Source organism: uncultured Paenibacillus sp., from assembly GCF_963515335.1.
Classification (GTDB): Bacteria; Bacillota; Bacilli; order Paenibacillales; family Paenibacillaceae; genus Paenibacillus_I.
In genome coordinates, this window is sequence record NZ_CAUPYC010000003.1 from 48,786 (window position 1) to 65,812 (window position 17,027).

16 protein-coding genes are annotated in these 17,027 nt (G+C 56.8%); 12 read left to right on the forward strand and 4 right to left on the reverse strand.

Annotated elements, in window-relative coordinates; translation table 11 throughout:
• Window positions 1–41 precede the first annotated feature (41 nt).
• Window positions 42–1,478, reverse strand: coding sequence for a PDZ domain-containing protein (locus tag RWM61_RS01775; protein ID WP_313996716.1), 1,437 nt, complete (start codon window positions 1,476–1,478; stop codon window positions 42–44).
• Between the two features lie 309 nt (window positions 1,479–1,787).
• Here RWM61_RS01775 and RWM61_RS01780 point away from each other — a divergent pair, with 309 nt between their 5' ends.
• A complete protein-coding gene (locus RWM61_RS01780; RefSeq protein ID WP_313996718.1) occupies window positions 1,788–3,647 on the forward strand; it encodes an LTA synthase family protein in 1,860 nt (619 codons plus the stop codon).
• A gap of 171 nt (window positions 3,648–3,818) precedes the next feature.
• On the opposite strand, the gene RWM61_RS01785 is transcribed toward RWM61_RS01780, so the two are convergent.
• Both RWM61_RS01785 and RWM61_RS01790 read right to left on the reverse strand, forming a co-directional pair.
• Window positions 3,819–5,777: an ABC transporter ATP-binding protein gene (locus RWM61_RS01785; protein WP_313996720.1), complete on the reverse strand. Its 1,959-nt coding sequence runs from the start codon at window positions 5,775–5,777 to the stop codon at window positions 3,819–3,821.
• Window positions 5,774–7,543 carry an ABC transporter ATP-binding protein gene (locus RWM61_RS01790; protein WP_313996722.1) on the reverse strand — a complete coding sequence of 590 codons (1,770 nt, stop codon included), beginning with the start codon at window positions 7,541–7,543 and terminating at the stop codon, window positions 5,774–5,776. The genes RWM61_RS01785 and RWM61_RS01790 overlap by 4 nt, the downstream gene beginning before the upstream one ends.
• A gap of 179 nt (window positions 7,544–7,722) precedes the next feature.
• On the opposite strand from RWM61_RS01790, the gene RWM61_RS01795 reads away from it, so the two are divergent.
• From RWM61_RS01795 to RWM61_RS01845, 11 genes are all read left to right on the forward strand, one after another.
• Window positions 7,723–8,199: a hypothetical protein gene (locus RWM61_RS01795; protein ID WP_313996724.1), complete on the forward strand. Its 477-nt coding sequence runs from the start codon at window positions 7,723–7,725 to the stop codon at window positions 8,197–8,199.
• Window positions 8,196–8,705 carry a CBO0543 family protein gene (locus RWM61_RS01800; RefSeq protein WP_313996726.1) on the forward strand — a complete coding sequence of 170 codons (510 nt, stop codon included), beginning with the start codon at window positions 8,196–8,198 and terminating at the stop codon, window positions 8,703–8,705. The genes RWM61_RS01795 and RWM61_RS01800 overlap by 4 nt, the downstream gene beginning before the upstream one ends.
• A gap of 144 nt (window positions 8,706–8,849) precedes the next feature.
• A complete protein-coding gene (locus RWM61_RS01805) occupies window positions 8,850–9,041 on the forward strand; it encodes a hypothetical protein (RefSeq protein WP_313996728.1) in 192 nt (63 codons plus the stop codon).
• Window positions 9,042–9,181: 140 nt separating this feature from the next.
• Window positions 9,182–10,651, forward strand: coding sequence for an ATP-binding protein (locus RWM61_RS01810; protein WP_313996730.1), 1,470 nt, complete (start codon window positions 9,182–9,184; stop codon window positions 10,649–10,651).
• 61 nt (window positions 10,652–10,712) lie between these two features.
• The gene (locus RWM61_RS01815; RefSeq protein ID WP_313996732.1) at window positions 10,713–11,630 is read left to right on the forward strand and encodes a DnaJ domain-containing protein; all 918 of its coding nucleotides are present in this window, start codon (window positions 10,713–10,715) and stop codon (window positions 11,628–11,630) included.
• Between the two features lie 497 nt (window positions 11,631–12,127).
• The gene (locus RWM61_RS01820) at window positions 12,128–12,382 is read left to right on the forward strand and encodes a hypothetical protein (protein WP_313996734.1); all 255 of its coding nucleotides are present in this window, start codon (window positions 12,128–12,130) and stop codon (window positions 12,380–12,382) included.
• 217 nt (window positions 12,383–12,599) lie between these two features.
• Complete coding sequence (locus RWM61_RS01825; protein WP_313996736.1) at window positions 12,600–12,854, forward strand: hypothetical protein; 255 nt, start codon at window positions 12,600–12,602, stop codon at window positions 12,852–12,854.
• Complete coding sequence (locus RWM61_RS01830) at window positions 12,847–13,275, forward strand: type II toxin-antitoxin system VapC family toxin (protein WP_313996737.1); 429 nt, start codon at window positions 12,847–12,849, stop codon at window positions 13,273–13,275. The genes RWM61_RS01825 and RWM61_RS01830 overlap by 8 nt, the downstream gene beginning before the upstream one ends.
• Window positions 13,276–13,535: 260 nt before the next feature.
• Window positions 13,536–14,435 (forward strand): hypothetical protein, encoded by a 900-nt coding sequence (locus RWM61_RS01835; RefSeq protein WP_313996739.1) that lies wholly within the window; start codon window positions 13,536–13,538, stop codon window positions 14,433–14,435.
• Window positions 14,436–14,661: 226 nt separating this feature from the next.
• Window positions 14,662–15,087, forward strand: a complete 426-nt coding sequence (locus RWM61_RS01840) for an Rpn family recombination-promoting nuclease/putative transposase (protein ID WP_313996741.1) — start codon at window positions 14,662–14,664, stop codon at window positions 15,085–15,087.
• A gap of 371 nt (window positions 15,088–15,458) precedes the next feature.
• Window positions 15,459–16,913 (forward strand): recombinase family protein, encoded by a 1,455-nt coding sequence (locus RWM61_RS01845; protein WP_313996743.1) that lies wholly within the window; start codon window positions 15,459–15,461, stop codon window positions 16,911–16,913.
• Between the two features lie 15 nt (window positions 16,914–16,928).
• On the opposite strand, the gene RWM61_RS20175 is transcribed toward RWM61_RS01845, so the two are convergent.
• Window positions 16,929–17,015: a hypothetical protein gene (locus tag RWM61_RS20175; RefSeq protein ID WP_399537691.1), complete on the reverse strand. Its 87-nt coding sequence runs from the start codon at window positions 17,013–17,015 to the stop codon at window positions 16,929–16,931.
• Between the last annotated feature and the right edge of the window lie 12 nt (window positions 17,016–17,027).

Below are 17,027 nucleotides of genomic sequence, written 5' to 3' on the forward strand. Positions count from 1 at the left end.
GGTTACACGCGTTTTTCGCGGAACGCAAACCTTTTTCGGGATTATGCTCCTTTTTTGAGCCAATTCAAAATGTCGTCGAGCGTCTCGACCGGCACCACCTTCAGCCGCGGCGCCCCAAGCCGCGCTTCGTCCTCCAGCCCTTTCGGAACAAAAAACACGTCCGCTCCGGAACGGTATACCGTGTAAGCCTTCTGCTCCACCCCGCCGACGGGACCGACGACGCCGTCCGGACCGATCGTGCCGGTGCCCGCTACCCGCAGCCCGTTCGTCACGCCGCCGGGCGTCAGTTGGTCGATAAGAGCCAGCGCCAGCATGGCGCCATGGGAAGGCCCTCCCTCATGCGCAAGGTATTTACGGAATTTCACTTCTCCCGCCACGTCCGGCACGAGCACGTTCTGAATGCGGATGCCGAACACCGCGCGGGCAGGCTGCTCCTTGTCCGCCCTTGTCCTTACGGCGAGCGTCACCTCCCGCCCGTCCCGCATGACGGTGACCGCGAGGCTGACGCCGGGCGATACGTTCATCATCCTGTCCGTCAGGTCGACGATCGACAGCACCGGCGTGCCCGACAGGCCGGTGATGATGTCGCCGGCGCGCAGCGCGCCCGAAGCCGGGCTTCCCTTCTCGATGGCCGTAATCCGCACGCCTTGGGCAACGATGCCCAAGCCCGAGCCTGTCCGCTGAAAAGCGATCGCGCTTCCGGCGGCATCGGCATCCGTCTTCATCGTGCGCACCAGCTGGTCATACTCGGCGAGCGGCATGCCGAGCTCTTCAATCCGCTCGAAGCGGTAGTGCGGGAACAGCCTGGCGTACAGGAAATCGGCGGGGAAAGCGGGGCGCTCGAAGACGAGCACCCCGTCGATGCTTCCCTTCACCGTGCCGCCGGCCGCCCGGGCATACCGGCTCATGTCGACCGTCAAGCCCGGATACGTGACCATGTAATTCGTCGGCCAGAACAGCAGCCCGAGCAAAATGACGGTGACGCCGAAGGCCGACATGGTGAGACGGGAGCGCCTCGACAGATGCCGCTCCGTATAGGCCAGGTCGAGGAAAACCGCCAGCCAGGCGGCCCCGAACAAGCCCGCGGTCACCGAGAGCCGTACGGGCTCCGGTCGAAACGCGGCGATCGCGGCAACCGCCCCCAGCGACAGCAGCAGCACGGCGAAGCTGCGCGCCGCCCCCCTCAGCTTGCGCCGCGAACGCAGCGCCGCGTCGACGCAGGCCCATGCGGAAATCGCCCACATGGCGGGGGCCGCGGCAAGCAGGTAAACGAGCAGGTTCAGCATGTCTATCCAGCGGGGGCCCCCCGGCAGCCGGACCGGATCCGGCAGCCAGACAAGCTCACCCAGTATAAACAGCAAGAAAGCGATCGCCATGCCGCCCAGATACAAATACTCCCGCCAGCCCGGCCGGGCGCTGGGCTTGAGGTGCTGCCGCAGCCGGCGGAAGCGCCGGAAACGCTGCCGCTGCTCCTTCATACCGGTTCAACTTCCTTATATCGATTGTCTGCCGCCGTCAACATAGGCGCAAGCTCCTTTCCAACGCCGCCGGCGGCAGCGCTTGCGCCCGCCGCAAGCGCTCTCGAAAGTCAGTATATCACGAGACCGGCGAACGGGCATCCGAATAAGCGGCGCTTCCCCGCAATACTGTTCTTTAACCGTTCCGCTTGGCGTGATAACGGACGAGGGACACTTTCGGGCGATCGGTTGCGGGCAGATAGTGGAAGAGTGTCCCGGGATGCGTTATGATGGGGAATAGCGTTTGAGATCGATGTTGGGGGAAAGAGGATGACCGCACGTTTGCGATACGCACTAAGCCGCCCTTTTGCGGTGTTCACCTTGTTGATGGCCGCCAAATTTTATATGACGTCGGCCGTCGTTTTCGGCAGCGCCGGCTTTAACCCTTTGCTGTCGTCCCTGCCTTCGGTATGGCTCGCCTTTGGCCTGATCGAAGCGGTCGCTTCAAAACGGAAGCTGGCGGCCTATTGGACCGTCGATCTGATCTACACCTGCGTTTATTTTGCGGTCATCATGTATTACAAATATTTCGGAATCATCGTCACCTACCACGCCCTGGCGCAGGTCGGCCAAGTGACCGAGGTCAAAGGAAGCGTGTTCCAGCTGCTGTACCCTTACTTCCTGCTTATTTTCGTCGACCTGCTCGCGATCGCCGGGCTGTGGCTGTGGAACAAGCGCTTTCGCCGGTGGGCGGCGGAGGCCGGCCGGACCGGCATCGGCCATCGCGCCTCCTTCGGCGTCCTTGCCGCCGCCATGCTGGCCGTCAGTCTGGCGCAGGTGCTGCCCAACCGCGGCATCGTGAACGAACTGAAGCAGGCCGAGCGAATGGGCGTCATCAATTATGAAGTATATACGTTTCTTGCTTCCGGAACGAAGGAAACGGTCGATCCGGATACGGTGACGCGGGAAGCGGTCCTGCGGCTGAAAGGCATAAGGCCGGCGGCCTATCCGGTCGGCCGGGGCGCGGCCGAGGGCAGAAACATCATCTTCGTACAGCTGGAAGCGTTTCAGAACATCATGCTTGATTTGCGCGTCGACGGCCGGGAAGTCACCCCGGTCCTGAACCGTCTGAAGCGGGAGGGCCTGTATTTCCCCCGCTTCTATCAGCAGGTCGGCGCCGGCAATACGTCGGACGCCGAATACACGGTGAACACTTCGCTTTTTACGCCGCAGGCCGGAGCCGCTTCGGCGGTATACGCGGGCAAGGCGCTGCCGAGTCTGCCGAAGCTTTTGGAGGCAAAGGGCTACGAAACGATGACGTTCCATACGAACGACGTCAATTTCTGGAATCGCGATCAACTGTATCGGGCGTTGGGATTTAACCGTTATTACGACAGCGCCTTTTTCAAGGATGAGGATTTGGTCTATTTCGGCGCCTCCGACGAAGTGCTTTACCGGAAGACGGCGGAGGAGCTGGCCCGCTTCGACGCGCAGGGCACCCGGTTCTATGCGACTCTCGTATCGATGTCGGGGCATCATCCGTTCAACCTGCCGCCGCGCAAGAACAAAATGCGGCTGCCCGAACGCTTCAAAGACACCTTCGTCGGCGATTACATTCGTTCCCAGAATTACGCCGATTTCGCGCTGGGCCAGTTCGTCGACCGGCTGAAGGCGTCCGGCCTGTGGGAGCGCAGTCTGATCGTCATTTACGGCGATCATATGGGCATGCCGATCTATTCGCTTACCAAAGAGGACAAGAAGCTGCTCGAGGGGCTGCTGGGGCGGCCGTACGATTACACCGACATGCTGAACATCCCGCTGATCGTGCTGGCCCCCGGCGCCTTGGAGCCGCAGGTGCTGCCGCAGCTCGGCGGCCAGAGCGACATCATGCCGACCGTCGCCAATCTGGCCGGCGTGCCGCTGGACGATACCGTAACGTTCGGACAGGATTTGTTGAACGCTTCATCCAATCTGCTGCCGATCCGCTACTATCTGCCGTCGGGCTCGTTCATCAACGACCGCGTCCTGTATGTGCCGGGCAGCCGCTATGAGGACGGCCAGGTGTACCCGCTGTCCGGCGGGCAGCCGGCAACGCTGCAGCGCGACACGACCAGGCAGCAATTCGAGCGGGCGCTGGAGCTGCTGCGGATGTCGAACAGCTACACCGACAATTTGCCCGACCGTGAATGAAATTTGATGCGGAAGTCAGGAAAGCCCCGGGACTCCAAACCCGATGACGGCGATGTTGTTTCATCACAAGAACTGTTCCGTTTGCTGGAAAGCGAGAAGGGAGAATCGTTCCCTGGCAAGGATGCAGTCTATCGCTTTCTTAATCACAGCGGGTACGCATGGCGCCGTTTCCTACCCCGCGCTTTGCAGCTGGTACATCCGGTAGTACCGCCCCTGCCGCGCCATCAGCTCGTCATGGGTGCCGCGCTCGACGATTTCTCCTTTGTGCAGCACAAGGATGAGGTCGGCCTCCTTGATCGTCGACAGCCGGTGCGCGATGATGAACGTCGTCCGTCCGCTGCGCAGCACGTCCAGCGCATGCCGGATGACCGACTCCGTTTCGCTGTCGATGCTCGAAGTCGCCTCGTCGAGGATGAGCACGGCCGGATCGTACGCGAGCGCCCGCGCGAACGAGATGAGCTGCCGCTGGCCCGCCGACAGCGTGCCGCCGCGCTCCACAACCGGCTCGTGAAGGCCGCCGGGCAGGCGGTCCACGAAATCCGCGGCGCCCACCTCGCGCAGCGCCCGCCGCACCTGCCCGTCGGTCATCCCCGTATCGTGCAGGCTGACGTTAAACCGGATATCCCCGGTGAACAGAAAAGGATCCTGCAGCACGATGCCCATATGGCTTCGGAGCGACTGCTTCGATAAACCGCCGATGTCCCTGCCGTCGATCCGGATCGTCCCCGCTTCCGGCTCGTAAAAGCCGAGCAGCAGGTTCATGATCGAGCTTTTGCCCGAGCCCGTATGGCCGACGAGCGCCACCGTCTCTCCCCGTCTCGCTTCGAAGCTTACCGATCGCAATACCGGTTCCCCCGGCTTGTAGCCGAATGTCACGCCGTCGAAGACAACGTGCCCCTCGGGGCGCCGCGCCACGCTCGAATCGGGCGCCGCTTCCATCCCTTCCTCCTCCATGAGCGCAAAGACGCGCTCAGCGGAAACGACCGCGCGCTGCGCGTTCATCAGCTGGTCGAAGATGCCGATAATCGGCTCGAAAATCCGGCCCATGTAATCGACAAACGCATAGAATACGCCGAAGGAAATCGCCGACGCAAGCGATTCGCTGCCGAAATACCAGATGATGACCGCGATGAAAATCCGGCCGCAGAAGTACACCGCGTTGCGCCCCGAGAACGAGAAAATGCGGAACTGCGCAATCTGATTCCGGTACCGGTCTTCATTGATCGCCTCGAACTCGCCCACCAGCGCCTGCTCGCGGCGGAACGCCTGGATCATCGTCATGACGCCGATCGTTTCGTTCAAAGTGGCGTTCATCTCGGCAAGCCGGGCCCGGATCACGGCGACATATTTGCGCGAATACTTCAGGTGCAGCACGATTATTCCCGCATAGATCGGCAGCAGGCCAAGGCTAAGCAGCGCCATCCGCCAATCGAGGAAAAGCAGCGCGCCGAATACGCCGACAATATTCAGTCCGCTGACGACGAAGGTCGCCATGAAGCTCATGTACAGCTCCTTGATGTTCTCCGTATCGTTGGCGATGCGGGAGACGACCTGCCCGACCGGCGTATTGTCGAAAAAGCGGACGGGCAGCCGGTGAATATGGCGGAACACGTCCATCCGAATCCGCTGCACGATCCGCTGCGCCGCCGATTGCAGCATATAGCTCTGCGTGAAGTTGAGCGCGCTGGCCGCAAGCGCCAGCAGCACGATGAGCCCGACCAGCAGCATAACGGGCTGAACATCATGCCGGTAAAAGGCCGCCACGTCCTCCGCTCCGAGCACGACTTCTCCCACGGCCGGACTCTTCAGCGTGAAGGCGGTGCCCGACTGCGTCAATTCCGCTTCCGCCGCGCCCTGCAGCTCGTCAGGCTTCGCCCAGTCGCTCCGCACATATGCCAGTCCCCCGAACGGCACGGATCGGACATCCGCCGGAACCGACTCCGGCTTCAGCTCATACCACGGCTTCTCCACGGCAAGGATATGCACGTCTATGATTTGCTTCGCGATCAACGGACCGGCGAGCTGGGCGGCCATGCCGAGCACCAGCACAATCAGCGCCGCGATAATCCGTCCCTTGAACAGCAGCATGTAACGAAAAAGCCGCCTGCCGACGGAGCCCGATCCGTTCATAGCGCGCCCCCCTCCTTGCCGGCCCCGTCCAACAAGCTTTGCTCGATGGTCTGCCGGTCGTACTGCCGCTTATACCATCCGCCCTGCCGCATCAGCTCCTCGTGCGTACCTTGCTCCGCAATGCGGCCGTCGTCCAGCACGACGATCCGGTTCGCATGCTGAACGGCCGACAAGCGGTGGGTGGCGATCAGCGTGGTCCGTCCCCGGCGCTTGTCGAGCAGCCGCTGCACGATCGCGTGCTCCGTGCGGGCATCGACCGCGGACAGGGCGTCGTCCAGCAGAAGCACTTCGGGATCGGCGATCAGCGCCCGCGCGATACCCGCCCGCTGCTTCTGGCCGCCGGAGAGCATGACGCCGTTCTCGCCGATCAGCGTATCGGCTCCGTCCTTCATCGCTTCGATGTCCCGGGCGAGCGACGCATCCTCTATCGCCCGGGCAATCTCTTCATGGGAGGCGTCCGGCTTGCCGAGCCGTATATTGTCCCCGATCGAACGCGACAGCAGCATATGCTCCTGGGGCACGTAACCGATCCATCCGCGCAGCCGGGCTAGCGGTATCCGCTCGATGCCGACGCCGGAAACGAGCAGCCGGTTCGCGGGCGCCGGGTACAGCCGCAGCAGCTGCCTCAGCAAGGTGCTTTTGCCCGAGCCGGTTTTGCCGACGATGCCGATCGTCTCGCCGCGCGCAATCGCAAGGTCGATACCGCGCAGGCTGTCCTCCGGCGCCTCCGGATAGCGGAACGAGAAGTCCCGAAATGCAATCGAATCCGGCGTTTCCACGTCAACCGGCGCATCGGGCTCCTTCACATCCGGCTGCTGATCGAGGTTCGCCTGAATCCGGTCCGCCGAAGCCGTGCCTCTCTGCAGAATGTTGATGAATTCGCCGAACGCGATCATCGGCCAGATCAGCAGCCCCAAATACATGTTGAAGGTGACAAGCTGTCCCAGCGAGATTTCGCTGCGGAATACCAGATAAGACCCGTAGCCGATGCCGATCGCAAAGCTGAGCCCGACGATCGTCGAAATCGCCGGCTGAAAAAGCGCATTTACGAAGCTCACCCGGATGTTCTTCTCCATCACGTCGGCAGTAACCCGGTCAAACGCCTCGATGTCCTTTTCCTCCTGCACATAGGAGCGGAGCACCCGCATGCCGGAAATCGATTCGAGCACATGGTCGTTCATCCGGCCGAACGATTCCTGGGCATCCAGAAAACGGCGGCGCATCGTCCGGCCGAGCCGGTTGATGGCCAGCGCCAGCAGCGGAAGCGGCAGCAGCGCGGCCAGCATCAGCTTGAAGCTGACGAACAGGATCATGGAGATGACGACGATCGTCGTGGCGGCCACCGTATTGACGAGCGTCAGCACGCCGAAGCCCGCCGTATTGCTGATCGCCTGCGTATCGTTCGTCGCCAAGGCCATCAGCTCACCCGACCGGTTGCGTTGGAAAAAGGACGGCGGCATGCGCACCCAATGGCGCAGCAGCACGTCCCGCAGCTTTTTCTCCAGCAGAACGGCACTGCCGAACAGCAGGTTGGCCCAGGTGTAGAAAGTAACATACACCGCGACCGCCAGGCCGATCAGCAGCCGCACCGTCTTCGACAGGCTTGCTTCGGTCAGCGTGCCGTCACGGATGCTGTCGATGACGCCCCCGATCAAGCGGGGAGCGATCGTATTCAGCAAGGTGGTAACGACCATCAGCAGGACAGCGACCGTATAAATCAGCCGCCGCGCGCGGAAAAACCAGCGCATTTTATAAATGAACGACATCGTTGCTCCTCCCCCGGCCTCAGTCCGCTGTAAATGCTACCTCCCATTTTAACCCAAACGCGGCACAAGTGGATACCCGATCGTTCCGGTTCCAGGGTAGTCTGTCCGGCTCCGAATAGCCGGTTGAAATCGTCTGCATACTACTATCAAATGCCGATTACGGAAATGGATGTGCATCCATGGTTACGTTTGCCGGAATAATGCTCGTCTACGCGGCCGCCCTGTTGTCCGTCATTCCACTGCGGCGCAGGCTTCATCCGATTCTGATCGCTTGCGGCTATTGGGTTTCCGTTATTCTGTTCGAGCAGCTTTTCACCGTCCTGTCCCTTAATCTTCGCATGCTGGAGATCGCGCCGGGCCCATTCGCCGTCTGGAGCTGTAGACTTTACGGTTTTACGCTTTACCCGGCGGCGCTGCTGTGGTCCGCGGCGATCCTATCCGGCCGGGCGTCCAAACCGGTCAAAATCGTCACGATCCCGCTCTTCGTCGGCCTTATGACTTTATTCGACTACATTCTCTTTTGGGCCGGGTGGCTGGTGCAGCATCGCTGGATTGCCGCCTATTCGCTCATTCGCCATTCCGTGATCATCGTCATCCTGTTGTCCGTACTGGCCGGCATCCGGCAAATGCTGCGCAAAGGAGCCTCCGCGCCATGATCCTGTACACGCCGACCCGATTTGACTCCAACGAATGGTTTGTCATATGCGCCAGCCTCACCTGCTGGTCGGCCGTGCTCGTCAAGCCTGTCCGCATGCCGGTCGTGGTCTGGTTCGGCATCTGGCTGTTTAACGTATTTCTGGCGCAGACGGTCGATTTCATGGTCGCCGAGAAACCTTGGAATCTGTATGACATCAACGATCATCCGCAATACGAATGGTTTGACGTTTTCCTCTACGCGCTTGTGTATCCGCCTGCCGGCCTGCTGGTCATCCAGATCTACAAACGGCTCGCTCCGCTGGGATGGCGCATCGTGCCGTATCTGATCCTGTGCGCATCGGCGACCTTGTTTCTGGAATGGTTGTCTGTGTTGACGGGCGTTTTCCACTATCGGGGCTGGCAGCTGGCTTATTCGCTGCCGAGTTATTTTGCCGCTTATGCGCTCAATCTGGCCGTGTACCGCTATTTCATGCGCTGGATCCATCAGGACGTCGATCATCGGTGACAAGCGCGTGTGCCCCGATATGGGGTTTCGCGCCCTGAAGCGGAATAGAAACCGCCGCTTGCATGTGAAAACGATCACATACCGGATGCGCCGTTCATTTGTACAATGAAAGCATAAAGACATTTACTCACGGAGGGGATTATCATGACGGATCTGAAAACGGACATCATCACCCAAAACTATATGCGCTACTGTTATTACTGCAACCAGGCGGAACAATGCGACACCGAGCTGAAATGCCTGCAGTGCTGGGAAAACGATGAGGACGAGCAGCAGCTTAATGACAAAGACAACGGCAACCTTACGCTTCTTTTCCTTCGCGAGCAGTATGATTGACCGTCGTGCAGGTCTGTCCTACACATAAGGCGCCCGTTTCCGTACGGACCTCGTCCGCCGGCCCGGGTGTCTTTTTTTTCCGTTGAAAACGGATGTCTCCTGATAGATAATAGAGAAAAACGATGACAGGGAGATTCTGGATGAAGTCCGAGGAAAATGGTGAATTTCAGTACTATAAAGACGCGTTCTTCGCGGATTTCTTCGGCAAAGCGGTCATCGATTCGTCCGGCCGCTGGCTCCTTGCGAATCGTTCGTTCTATCGCATGGTCGGCTTCGAGGCTCATGAATTGGACAGGCATACCGCGTTCGAGATGTTTCCCGGAGCATACGAAGCGACGCGGGAGCTTGGCCGTAACCGGCATTCAGGCGGCGTGACGCTCGATTGCCTGTATGCGCCGCCGGCCGGCGAACAACGGCATATTCGCATCCGGATTGCCGAGAGCGGCGCCCCTGCGGACGCTGCCGGCGCCTCCGCACGCCGCTTCCTGCTGCATGCGTCGGATATAACCGAGCTTAGAGAGGCCGAACGTGAATCGGCCCATCTTCGCGCGCATCTGAACCACGTGCTCGACTCCGTGTATGAGGGCGTATACGGAATCGACGCAACTGCGCGGACCCTTTACTGGAATGCGGCGGCGGAGAAGCTGACCGGCTATTCCGGGGAAGAGCTGAGCGGTCACCATTTGCTTGATCTCGTTTCATCGCCCGATCCCAAAGACGGATTGTTGGCGGCCGAACGGAACGGGGGTTATACGGTTGCGGCGGAAAAAGACGCCGCGGGCTCTCGGGACGATATTTTCCGCCGCAAGGACGGCACGACATTCCCCGCCGAATACAAGGTGCGTCCCGTCATCGACGGGGAACGAACGATCGGAACCCTCATCACCTTCACCGATAAAACCGAACGGATGAAATCCGACGAACTGATCGTCCGGTCCGAGAAGCTTGCCGCGGCCGGACAACTCGCCGCAGGCATCGCGCATGAGATCCGGAATCCGCTGACTTCGCTCAAGGGATTCCTGCAGCTGCTGAAGACGGGCGGCGCCAACCAATCGAAGCGCGAGGCTTATGTATCGATCATGAACGGCGAGCTGAACCGCATCGAACAAATTTTAAGCGAGCTGCTCGTGCTGTCGAAACCGCAAACCGTCCAATTCGTAAGAAAACGTGTGTCGACGATCGTCGAGCAGGTCGTTTCATTGATGCAGCCGCAGGCGATATTGAAGAACGTGGAAATCGTCGTCCTGCCGATGAGCGAAACGGTGTTCGTTTACTGCGACGACAACCAGATCAAGCAGGTGCTTCTGAACCTCGTCAAGAACGGGATCGAGGCGATGCCGCAAGGAGGCAGGCTGACGATCGGAATGGCAGCCGATTCCGAACGGGTCGCCGTCACGATTGCCGATGAAGGCCTCGGCATTCCAGAGAATAAGCTGCAACGACTGGGGGAACCGTTCTTCACGACCAAAGAGAACGGAACCGGCCTGGGCCTGATGGTCAGCTACAAGATCATCGATAACCACAACGGCCGGATTGACGTGCAAAGCCGGCTGCACGGAGGCACGACGTTCACCATAACGCTGCCGCGGGATATGAAACAGACGCCGTGACGAAAGCGCGGTTTACGCGCGCCTTTCGGAACACGTATACTTAGATTGAGGTGAACGCAGCATGGAAGACGAGATCAAACGGGCGTATGAGACGCTTGGACTGCCTGAGAACGCATCCAAAGCGGACGTCGAGAAACGATACGAAATGCTTCTGCGGCAGGCTCGAGCCCGCCAAATGCGCAAGGAAACGGAAGAAGCCGACGATGACTTCAGCTCGATCAATCGCGCTTACCGTTTGATTACGGAGCGGGAAGACCGCAAAATCGTTTCCGCCCTTCAACAGGAGCAGTACGGTAAATATAAGCGGTTTGCCGGCCCGGCCGAGAGGCTGGACCATTTTATCCGGTATTATAAATGGCACGTAATCGGGGCGATCGCCGCCGTCCTGCTGGTCCTATACGGCATTTCGGCCTATATGGACCAACGTGCCGAGCAAGCCCGGTTAGCGGCCCTGCCGCCGGCCGATTTGACTGGAACCTTCATCGGCCGGTTTTATTTGCCGGAAGGAACGGGCGATACGGCGAAGATCGAAGAGGCGGTTCTCGGCCAGATGCCGGAGTGGCGGCGGGTTGAGTTCGATTTGCTCAGCCTCAATCTGGAAGCTCAAAGCCAGATTGACATCGCCATGCAGCAGAAGGTTATCGTCCAACTGGCGACGGAGAAGCCGGACGTCTATGTGCTCGATCGGGCCACCTTCGATTGGTTCGTCCGGAACGGTGTGCTGCTCAATCTCGACGCCGCGGCGGAAGGCCGCCTCAAAGGGCTGTTGACGGAACAAACGGCCGTCAAAGGAGCCGCTAACGACGATACGGGCGAGAAGGTGTACGGCATTGATGTAAGCGGCAGCGCTTACGCCGAAGCGCTGCCGCTGATCAAGGAGAGCATGGTCGTCGGCATTCGGGCCGACTCCAAGCAAGCGGACAACGCGCTGCTTCTCATTGAGCGTTACCTGCGGCAGACGGCCGGAAATAAAGACTGAACGATTCATATTCAGTCAATGACCGCCGGCTGTCCATTCTCCGGCATCGTGTCCGGCAATCTCCTCCGCCGACCGCCCTTTCAGCCTTTGGCCGCAATCCGTTTGGCAAGCGCGAAGCGGAGCAGCGGCGGCGCCGCCAGCAGCACGAACAGCAGCCTGAACATGTGGAGTGCATAGTGTCAATACATTTTACCGGATAATGGGAACTTTCAAACCATGGGCAAAGAGAAGCCGCACGCAATAGACCTGCTGCCGGTCTTTTGTTTGCGGCTTCCTCATAAAAACTGTATTGATGATCACCGCTCTAATATGACATCAATGACTTCCGTTCACTGGGGCTTCTGCCCGCTATTTTGGCAAAAGTTAGCGTTTCAGGTTCATTGACGGGGACTTCCGTCGATCTCACCGCACAGCGGCGAACGTGGCGCGACAAGCGGGCAATAGCGTTCCTTCTGCCAATGTCTTTTTTTCAAAGAGTACGATAGGAGGAATTGGCGATGGATACGCCAGGACATAAGAAAGCGATGACGACGTTGTTTTTGAGTCAGGACAAGGAAATGCGGGCGCTATACGAGATGCGCAAGACGGCGCAGCTTGACGAGCAATCCGCGCTGGATTATGCGGAAACACGCGGTCGGAGCGAAGTAGCAATGAACTTGCTGAGAAAAGGCAGCATGAGCACAGAAGAAATTACTGAAGCAACCGGCTTTTCCGAAGCAGAAATTACTGGATTGAAAAAGCAACGGAATTAGGAGATCCGGGCATGATACGCAGCTCTTTTTTCATTTAATAAGCGGATGATGAATTTGTTAAGTGTCAATGCCGGATTTATTTTGACCCACTTTGCCAGGTAAAATATCTGGAGCAAGCATCCCCGATTGCCACATGAAAAAATATAATCTGTAGTGTATACTAAACGTAGTGACTCAACATAAAGAGACCCTCAATTAGGAAGGGAAGTGAACGTACATGAACAGTGGAGAAGTAACGAAAATGCCATTAAACGATATTACGTCATTAAGGGATTTCTTGATGGAAGGCTTACATGCATCAACGAATGATGAAGTGGAGATTCAATTCTCTGAAGGCAAAGCCATCATTGCATTACCGACACTTAATAAAACCGAAATCATAAAACGAGTGGCAGGTAAAATCCCGTTAACAGATCCTTTCATGCGAGAAGTTTTACGTTCACGAAAGGCTGAAGAGGATCGAGATGAGTAGAAACAAAGTCGTCATTGATACAAATATCTGGCTTTATGTTGTTGCGGGTGTTCCCAGTGCAGTGCGATACTTGACTCAGTTACTTGAACAGCAAGAAACTGACATGTATTATTCTGCTGTGACTTACATTGAGATCTATTCATATTCTAATCTTGACAATGAAAAACGTCGAGTGTTTGATCAATTGCTTAGCATAGGCAAAATAGTGGAAGTGAATGAGCAGATTTCTCGCGTTGCAGCCGATCTGAGGGCAGCAAGAAAAAAAGAGACCGATAAAAATTTGAAATTAGCAGATGCTTGTGTGGCCGCTACAGCATTGATTCAGAGTGCTGTGCTGATCACTAATGATATTGATGATTTCAAGAATATAGAGCAGTTGAAATGTCTAAATCCTATCGATCCAACGGAATTGAATGGCTAATACGACAGTCCAGACAGTAGAGAAAAATGTTACATTTTGGTGGGGAAGTGAGTGGACTCTTGAGACGGAAAACATGTTAATACCGATAGCATGCGAATGAATCTTCACCTGATAATGATGTCGAAAGCCTTACGAATCGGTCTGTGAGCGATAGCCCAAAGAATTTGTATAGAAAGGTCGGGACGAACTCCCGCCTTTTTTTTTCGTTTTCAACAAGATTCTCATCCAACAATTTGTTGTGAAAGGAGGTTGCTAAAGCAATGAACCGCCCCTTGCCGGAATCGCAAAAGGAAGTTGCAATTGCCTTGTACCAGTATTTTCAGATGAATGCCGAACAATTGTCGATTCTGCTCAACTATAACCTTCGTACCGTCTACAACATGATCAGCCGGTTGCGTAAACAGGGCTGGGTTCACGATGTTGGACTTGGGTTTCTCGGTCAGAATCATCGTGCGTATACGCTGACCTTCGAAGGCGCTCTTCAAACCGCTCTTCTCACCGATCAGCCATTTCAACCGCGCTTGTGGAAGAATCGGATCATGGGATCGGAACGCACGTATTATATAAACGAATTTGTTACGCAACTGATCGCCTGGAGCAGCGAGGAAAAAAACGAAGGTCTGGCGGAGTGGCGAGGGACTGCTAATGCAGCGGAGAGTTATGCCCTATGGGATGAAAAGTCAGGCAAAAGAAAGCTCAGGCTGATGCCTAGCGCAGCGGGCACTTATATTTGGCGCGGCGGCGAACGAACCGTGTTTCACTTGGAGGTCGATACGGCGGCATCTATCATTTGGCGGATGCAGGATCAGTTTCTCGATTACGGTGAAGTTCTACATCAACTATGGGGTGAAGAAAACGTCAAGCGCATTCATGTGCTGGTGTTGACGGCCAATTCTCATCGCATGTTGCGACTATGCCGCCTCTGGCGAAATCTCGTCGAAGGAGCGCTGCTCGGCAAGCCGCTGCCGAACGTTTGGTTTATAATGTATGATGAATTTCAGGCGGGAGGACCGCTTCACGGCAGTTGGACGAATGTGAAAGATGAAACAGCGACATGGGATGAATTTTCCCGTCTTCCTCCTGTCCGAGGAAAACATGCTGTTTCATGGATCGGAAAACGGAAACGCGCAAGTCCGTTTCCCGCCTCTATCAAGCGGTGAACCTTTCGGTGAAACTGTCGGTGAAGTTTCGAGAGGAAGACTGAGAGAAAATCTGAGAGAAATTCGGAATGCCTGAAAACGCCGAGATCGCGCGCCGTGTTTGAACTGCCGGAATTGCCGCCAGCCAGACTTATATCCCACATGCGGGGTAAGCGATATAAGCGCCAGTTTCCTCTTGCGACACCTTTCAGTCAGAGTTTGCGGATGTCACTATTTTTCTGTTACCATGTTACTGTCGATAAGAGTACTCAATGCCCTCCCCCAGCTTTCGATTTCGCCGTACAGCGGCGCACACAGCGCGATAGGCGGGCAATTGGACGACCGTTTGGCAAGGTGGATGACCTTCATCAGCGGCGCATCCAAGGAACAATGGGAGGAACTGGCGATGGATATGCCTGGACTTAAGAAAGCGATGACGACGTTGGAGTTTCTGAGTCAGGACAAGGAAATGCGGGCGCTGTACGAAATGCGCAAAAAAGCGCAGCTTGACGAGCAATCCGCACTGGATTATGCGGAAACGCGGGGCGAAGAAAGAGGCAGGACTGCAGTTGCAATGAACTTATTGCGAAAAGGCATGAGCACTGCGGAAATTGCTGAAGTAACCGGTTTTTCCGAAGCAGAGATTGAAGAATTGAAAAAACAATGGCATTGAGTCAAGATCCGGGCATGGTGCTCGGGTCTTCTTTCTTTTCGTCTGCGGATGTTTGATGCGTTTAGGCTAATAACAGCGATAGTTGTTTCTTTCTGAAGGCTCACTTGGCGGGGCCTTCTTTTTGTTTTGTCATATTTTGATCACTCGAATAAAGGATGGGGAGAAATCATGGAACGTAGAAAAATTGTGGTGGAGCGCCGGTTTGAAGGGGAATGGCATCTTTCCGTCGTGCTGCGGATATGGCTGCAAAAACACTGTAAAGGTGATGCGGGATGAGTTATAATGGGCACTGCCTGAATGGTTTGAAAGTTCCCTCAACCAAGCTCGCAAAAGCCGGGTATTCCGGCGATCAGCGTACGGGAGGGAACGAGATGTATGTAGCGACGTATGTTCGCGTATCGACCGTTTTCGAGGAGCAGGATTCCTCGCTCATCAATCAGGAGGAGGGATTGAACGATTACATCCGGCGCAACGGCTGGGTGCTGTTCGATACCTACAGCGAAAGGCAGTCCAGCTTCAAAAAGCGGATTGAATTTCAAAGGCTTGTGAAAGACGCGATGGCGCGCAAGTTTCACGTCATTCTCGTCAAGTCGCTCAGCCGCTTCGGCCGTAGCATCGGCGAACTGAATACGATTGTCCCGCAATTGGTGGAAAAGGGCTTGCGCTTTGTGGCGCTCTCTGAGGGCATCGATACGGAATATCCGGACTGGCAAAGCAAGCTGGCGATGTACTCGATGGTCTATCAGATGTCCAGCCAAACAACGTCCGATTGGATTCGGATGGCTGAACGGGCTCGGGCGAAGCGTGGAGAGTTTACCGGCTCCTTCGCACCGTACGGTTACACGAAAGTCGGCAAGGCGCTTGTGCCAGCCGACGATGATACGCCCCGCGTCGTTCAGCGCATTTTCGACTTGCATCTGGAAGTAAAGCTTGGCTTTCAGGCTATCGCCAATTTGCTCACAGACGAAGGCATACCATCGCCCGCGCAAATTCAGGGAAGGAAAAACGCTTCCCCCTACTGGCACCAAACATCGATCCAGCTTATTTTGAAAAATGCGGTGTACGTCGGGAACTTGGTGGCTCAGCGGCAGCACGTCTCGGCGCTGGGTAGTATGAAGCGAAAACGGACGCCGAAAGAGGAGCATGTGATTCTCAAGGACAACCATCCGCCGCTCATTTCGCGGGAGCAGTTCCAGGCGGTGCAAAACCTGATTCATCGCCGCTCGTTCCGTAAAGTGTCGGGCAAACCAAATTTGTTTTCATACCTGCTCTTCTGCGCTGACTGCGGTCACGGCCTGTACTGCGTCAAGCGACATTACGGGAACACGCATTACATTTGCGGCTTGTATCAGAAGCGCGGCGCACACCACTGCTCCCGCCACCCGATCCGCGAGAAGCTGCTGGAAGATCTGATTTTGGACGACCTTAAGAAGTTCGTCGGAGAGCATGTCGATCGTAAGAAGCTGCTGGAGGATATGCAGAATGAGGCGAGAAACGAGGCGCAACGGGCAGCGCAGGAAATCGACGCTTTGCAGAAAAGGATAGCCAAACTGGAGCAGCGGAAAAACGCGGCGGAGGACAAATGGTTGGACGGGGAATGGAACAAGGAGCGTTATCACGAAGCGCTGGAACGGCTGGACAAGGAGCTGTACGAGACGCGGCAACGGCTGAACAAGCTGTCGCGAAACCCGAAGATCAAGCTTCCCGACATCGCCAAGCTGACGTCATTCGATAAGTTGGATCGTGAATTGGTGTTGCTTTTGGTCAAGCGAATCGAGGTTCATCAAAACGGCAATGTTACGATCATATATAATTTCACGCTTTAACTAAGTCTTCTGTCTTCATGTGTAGTCGCTGTCGAGCCGACACAGCTGGTATGCGGTTACCTGCGCCACGTCTGCGTGCAGCAGCAGGGCGGTTACCGCCACCTCGCCGAGCCC

Excerpts from the sequence above, each read along its gene's own strand:
- RWM61_RS01775 (WP_313996716.1), bottom strand. The coding sequence starts at position 1,478 with ATGAAGGAGCAGCGGCAGCGTTTCCGGCGCTTCCGCCGGCTGCGGCAG.
- RWM61_RS01780 (WP_313996718.1), top strand. The coding sequence starts at position 1,788 with ATGACCGCACGTTTGCGATACGCACTAAGCCGCCCTTTTGCGGTGTTC.
- RWM61_RS01785 (WP_313996720.1), bottom strand. The coding sequence starts at position 5,777 with ATGAACGGATCGGGCTCCGTCGGCAGGCGGCTTTTTCGTTACATGCTG.
- RWM61_RS01790 (WP_313996722.1), bottom strand. The coding sequence starts at position 7,543 with ATGTCGTTCATTTATAAAATGCGCTGGTTTTTCCGCGCGCGGCGGCTG.
- RWM61_RS01795 (WP_313996724.1), top strand. The coding sequence starts at position 7,723 with ATGGTTACGTTTGCCGGAATAATGCTCGTCTACGCGGCCGCCCTGTTG.
- RWM61_RS01800 (WP_313996726.1), top strand. The coding sequence starts at position 8,196 with ATGATCCTGTACACGCCGACCCGATTTGACTCCAACGAATGGTTTGTC.
- RWM61_RS01805 (WP_313996728.1), top strand. The coding sequence starts at position 8,850 with ATGACGGATCTGAAAACGGACATCATCACCCAAAACTATATGCGCTAC.
- RWM61_RS01810 (WP_313996730.1), top strand. The coding sequence starts at position 9,182 with ATGAAGTCCGAGGAAAATGGTGAATTTCAGTACTATAAAGACGCGTTC.
- RWM61_RS01815 (WP_313996732.1), top strand. The coding sequence starts at position 10,713 with ATGGAAGACGAGATCAAACGGGCGTATGAGACGCTTGGACTGCCTGAG.
- RWM61_RS01820 (WP_313996734.1), top strand. The coding sequence starts at position 12,128 with ATGGATACGCCAGGACATAAGAAAGCGATGACGACGTTGTTTTTGAGT.
- RWM61_RS01825 (WP_313996736.1), top strand. The coding sequence starts at position 12,600 with ATGAACAGTGGAGAAGTAACGAAAATGCCATTAAACGATATTACGTCA.
- RWM61_RS01830 (WP_313996737.1), top strand. The coding sequence starts at position 12,847 with ATGAGTAGAAACAAAGTCGTCATTGATACAAATATCTGGCTTTATGTT.
- RWM61_RS01835 (WP_313996739.1), top strand. The coding sequence starts at position 13,536 with ATGAACCGCCCCTTGCCGGAATCGCAAAAGGAAGTTGCAATTGCCTTG.
- RWM61_RS01840 (WP_313996741.1), top strand. The coding sequence starts at position 14,662 with ATGTTACTGTCGATAAGAGTACTCAATGCCCTCCCCCAGCTTTCGATT.
- RWM61_RS01845 (WP_313996743.1), top strand. The coding sequence starts at position 15,459 with ATGTATGTAGCGACGTATGTTCGCGTATCGACCGTTTTCGAGGAGCAG.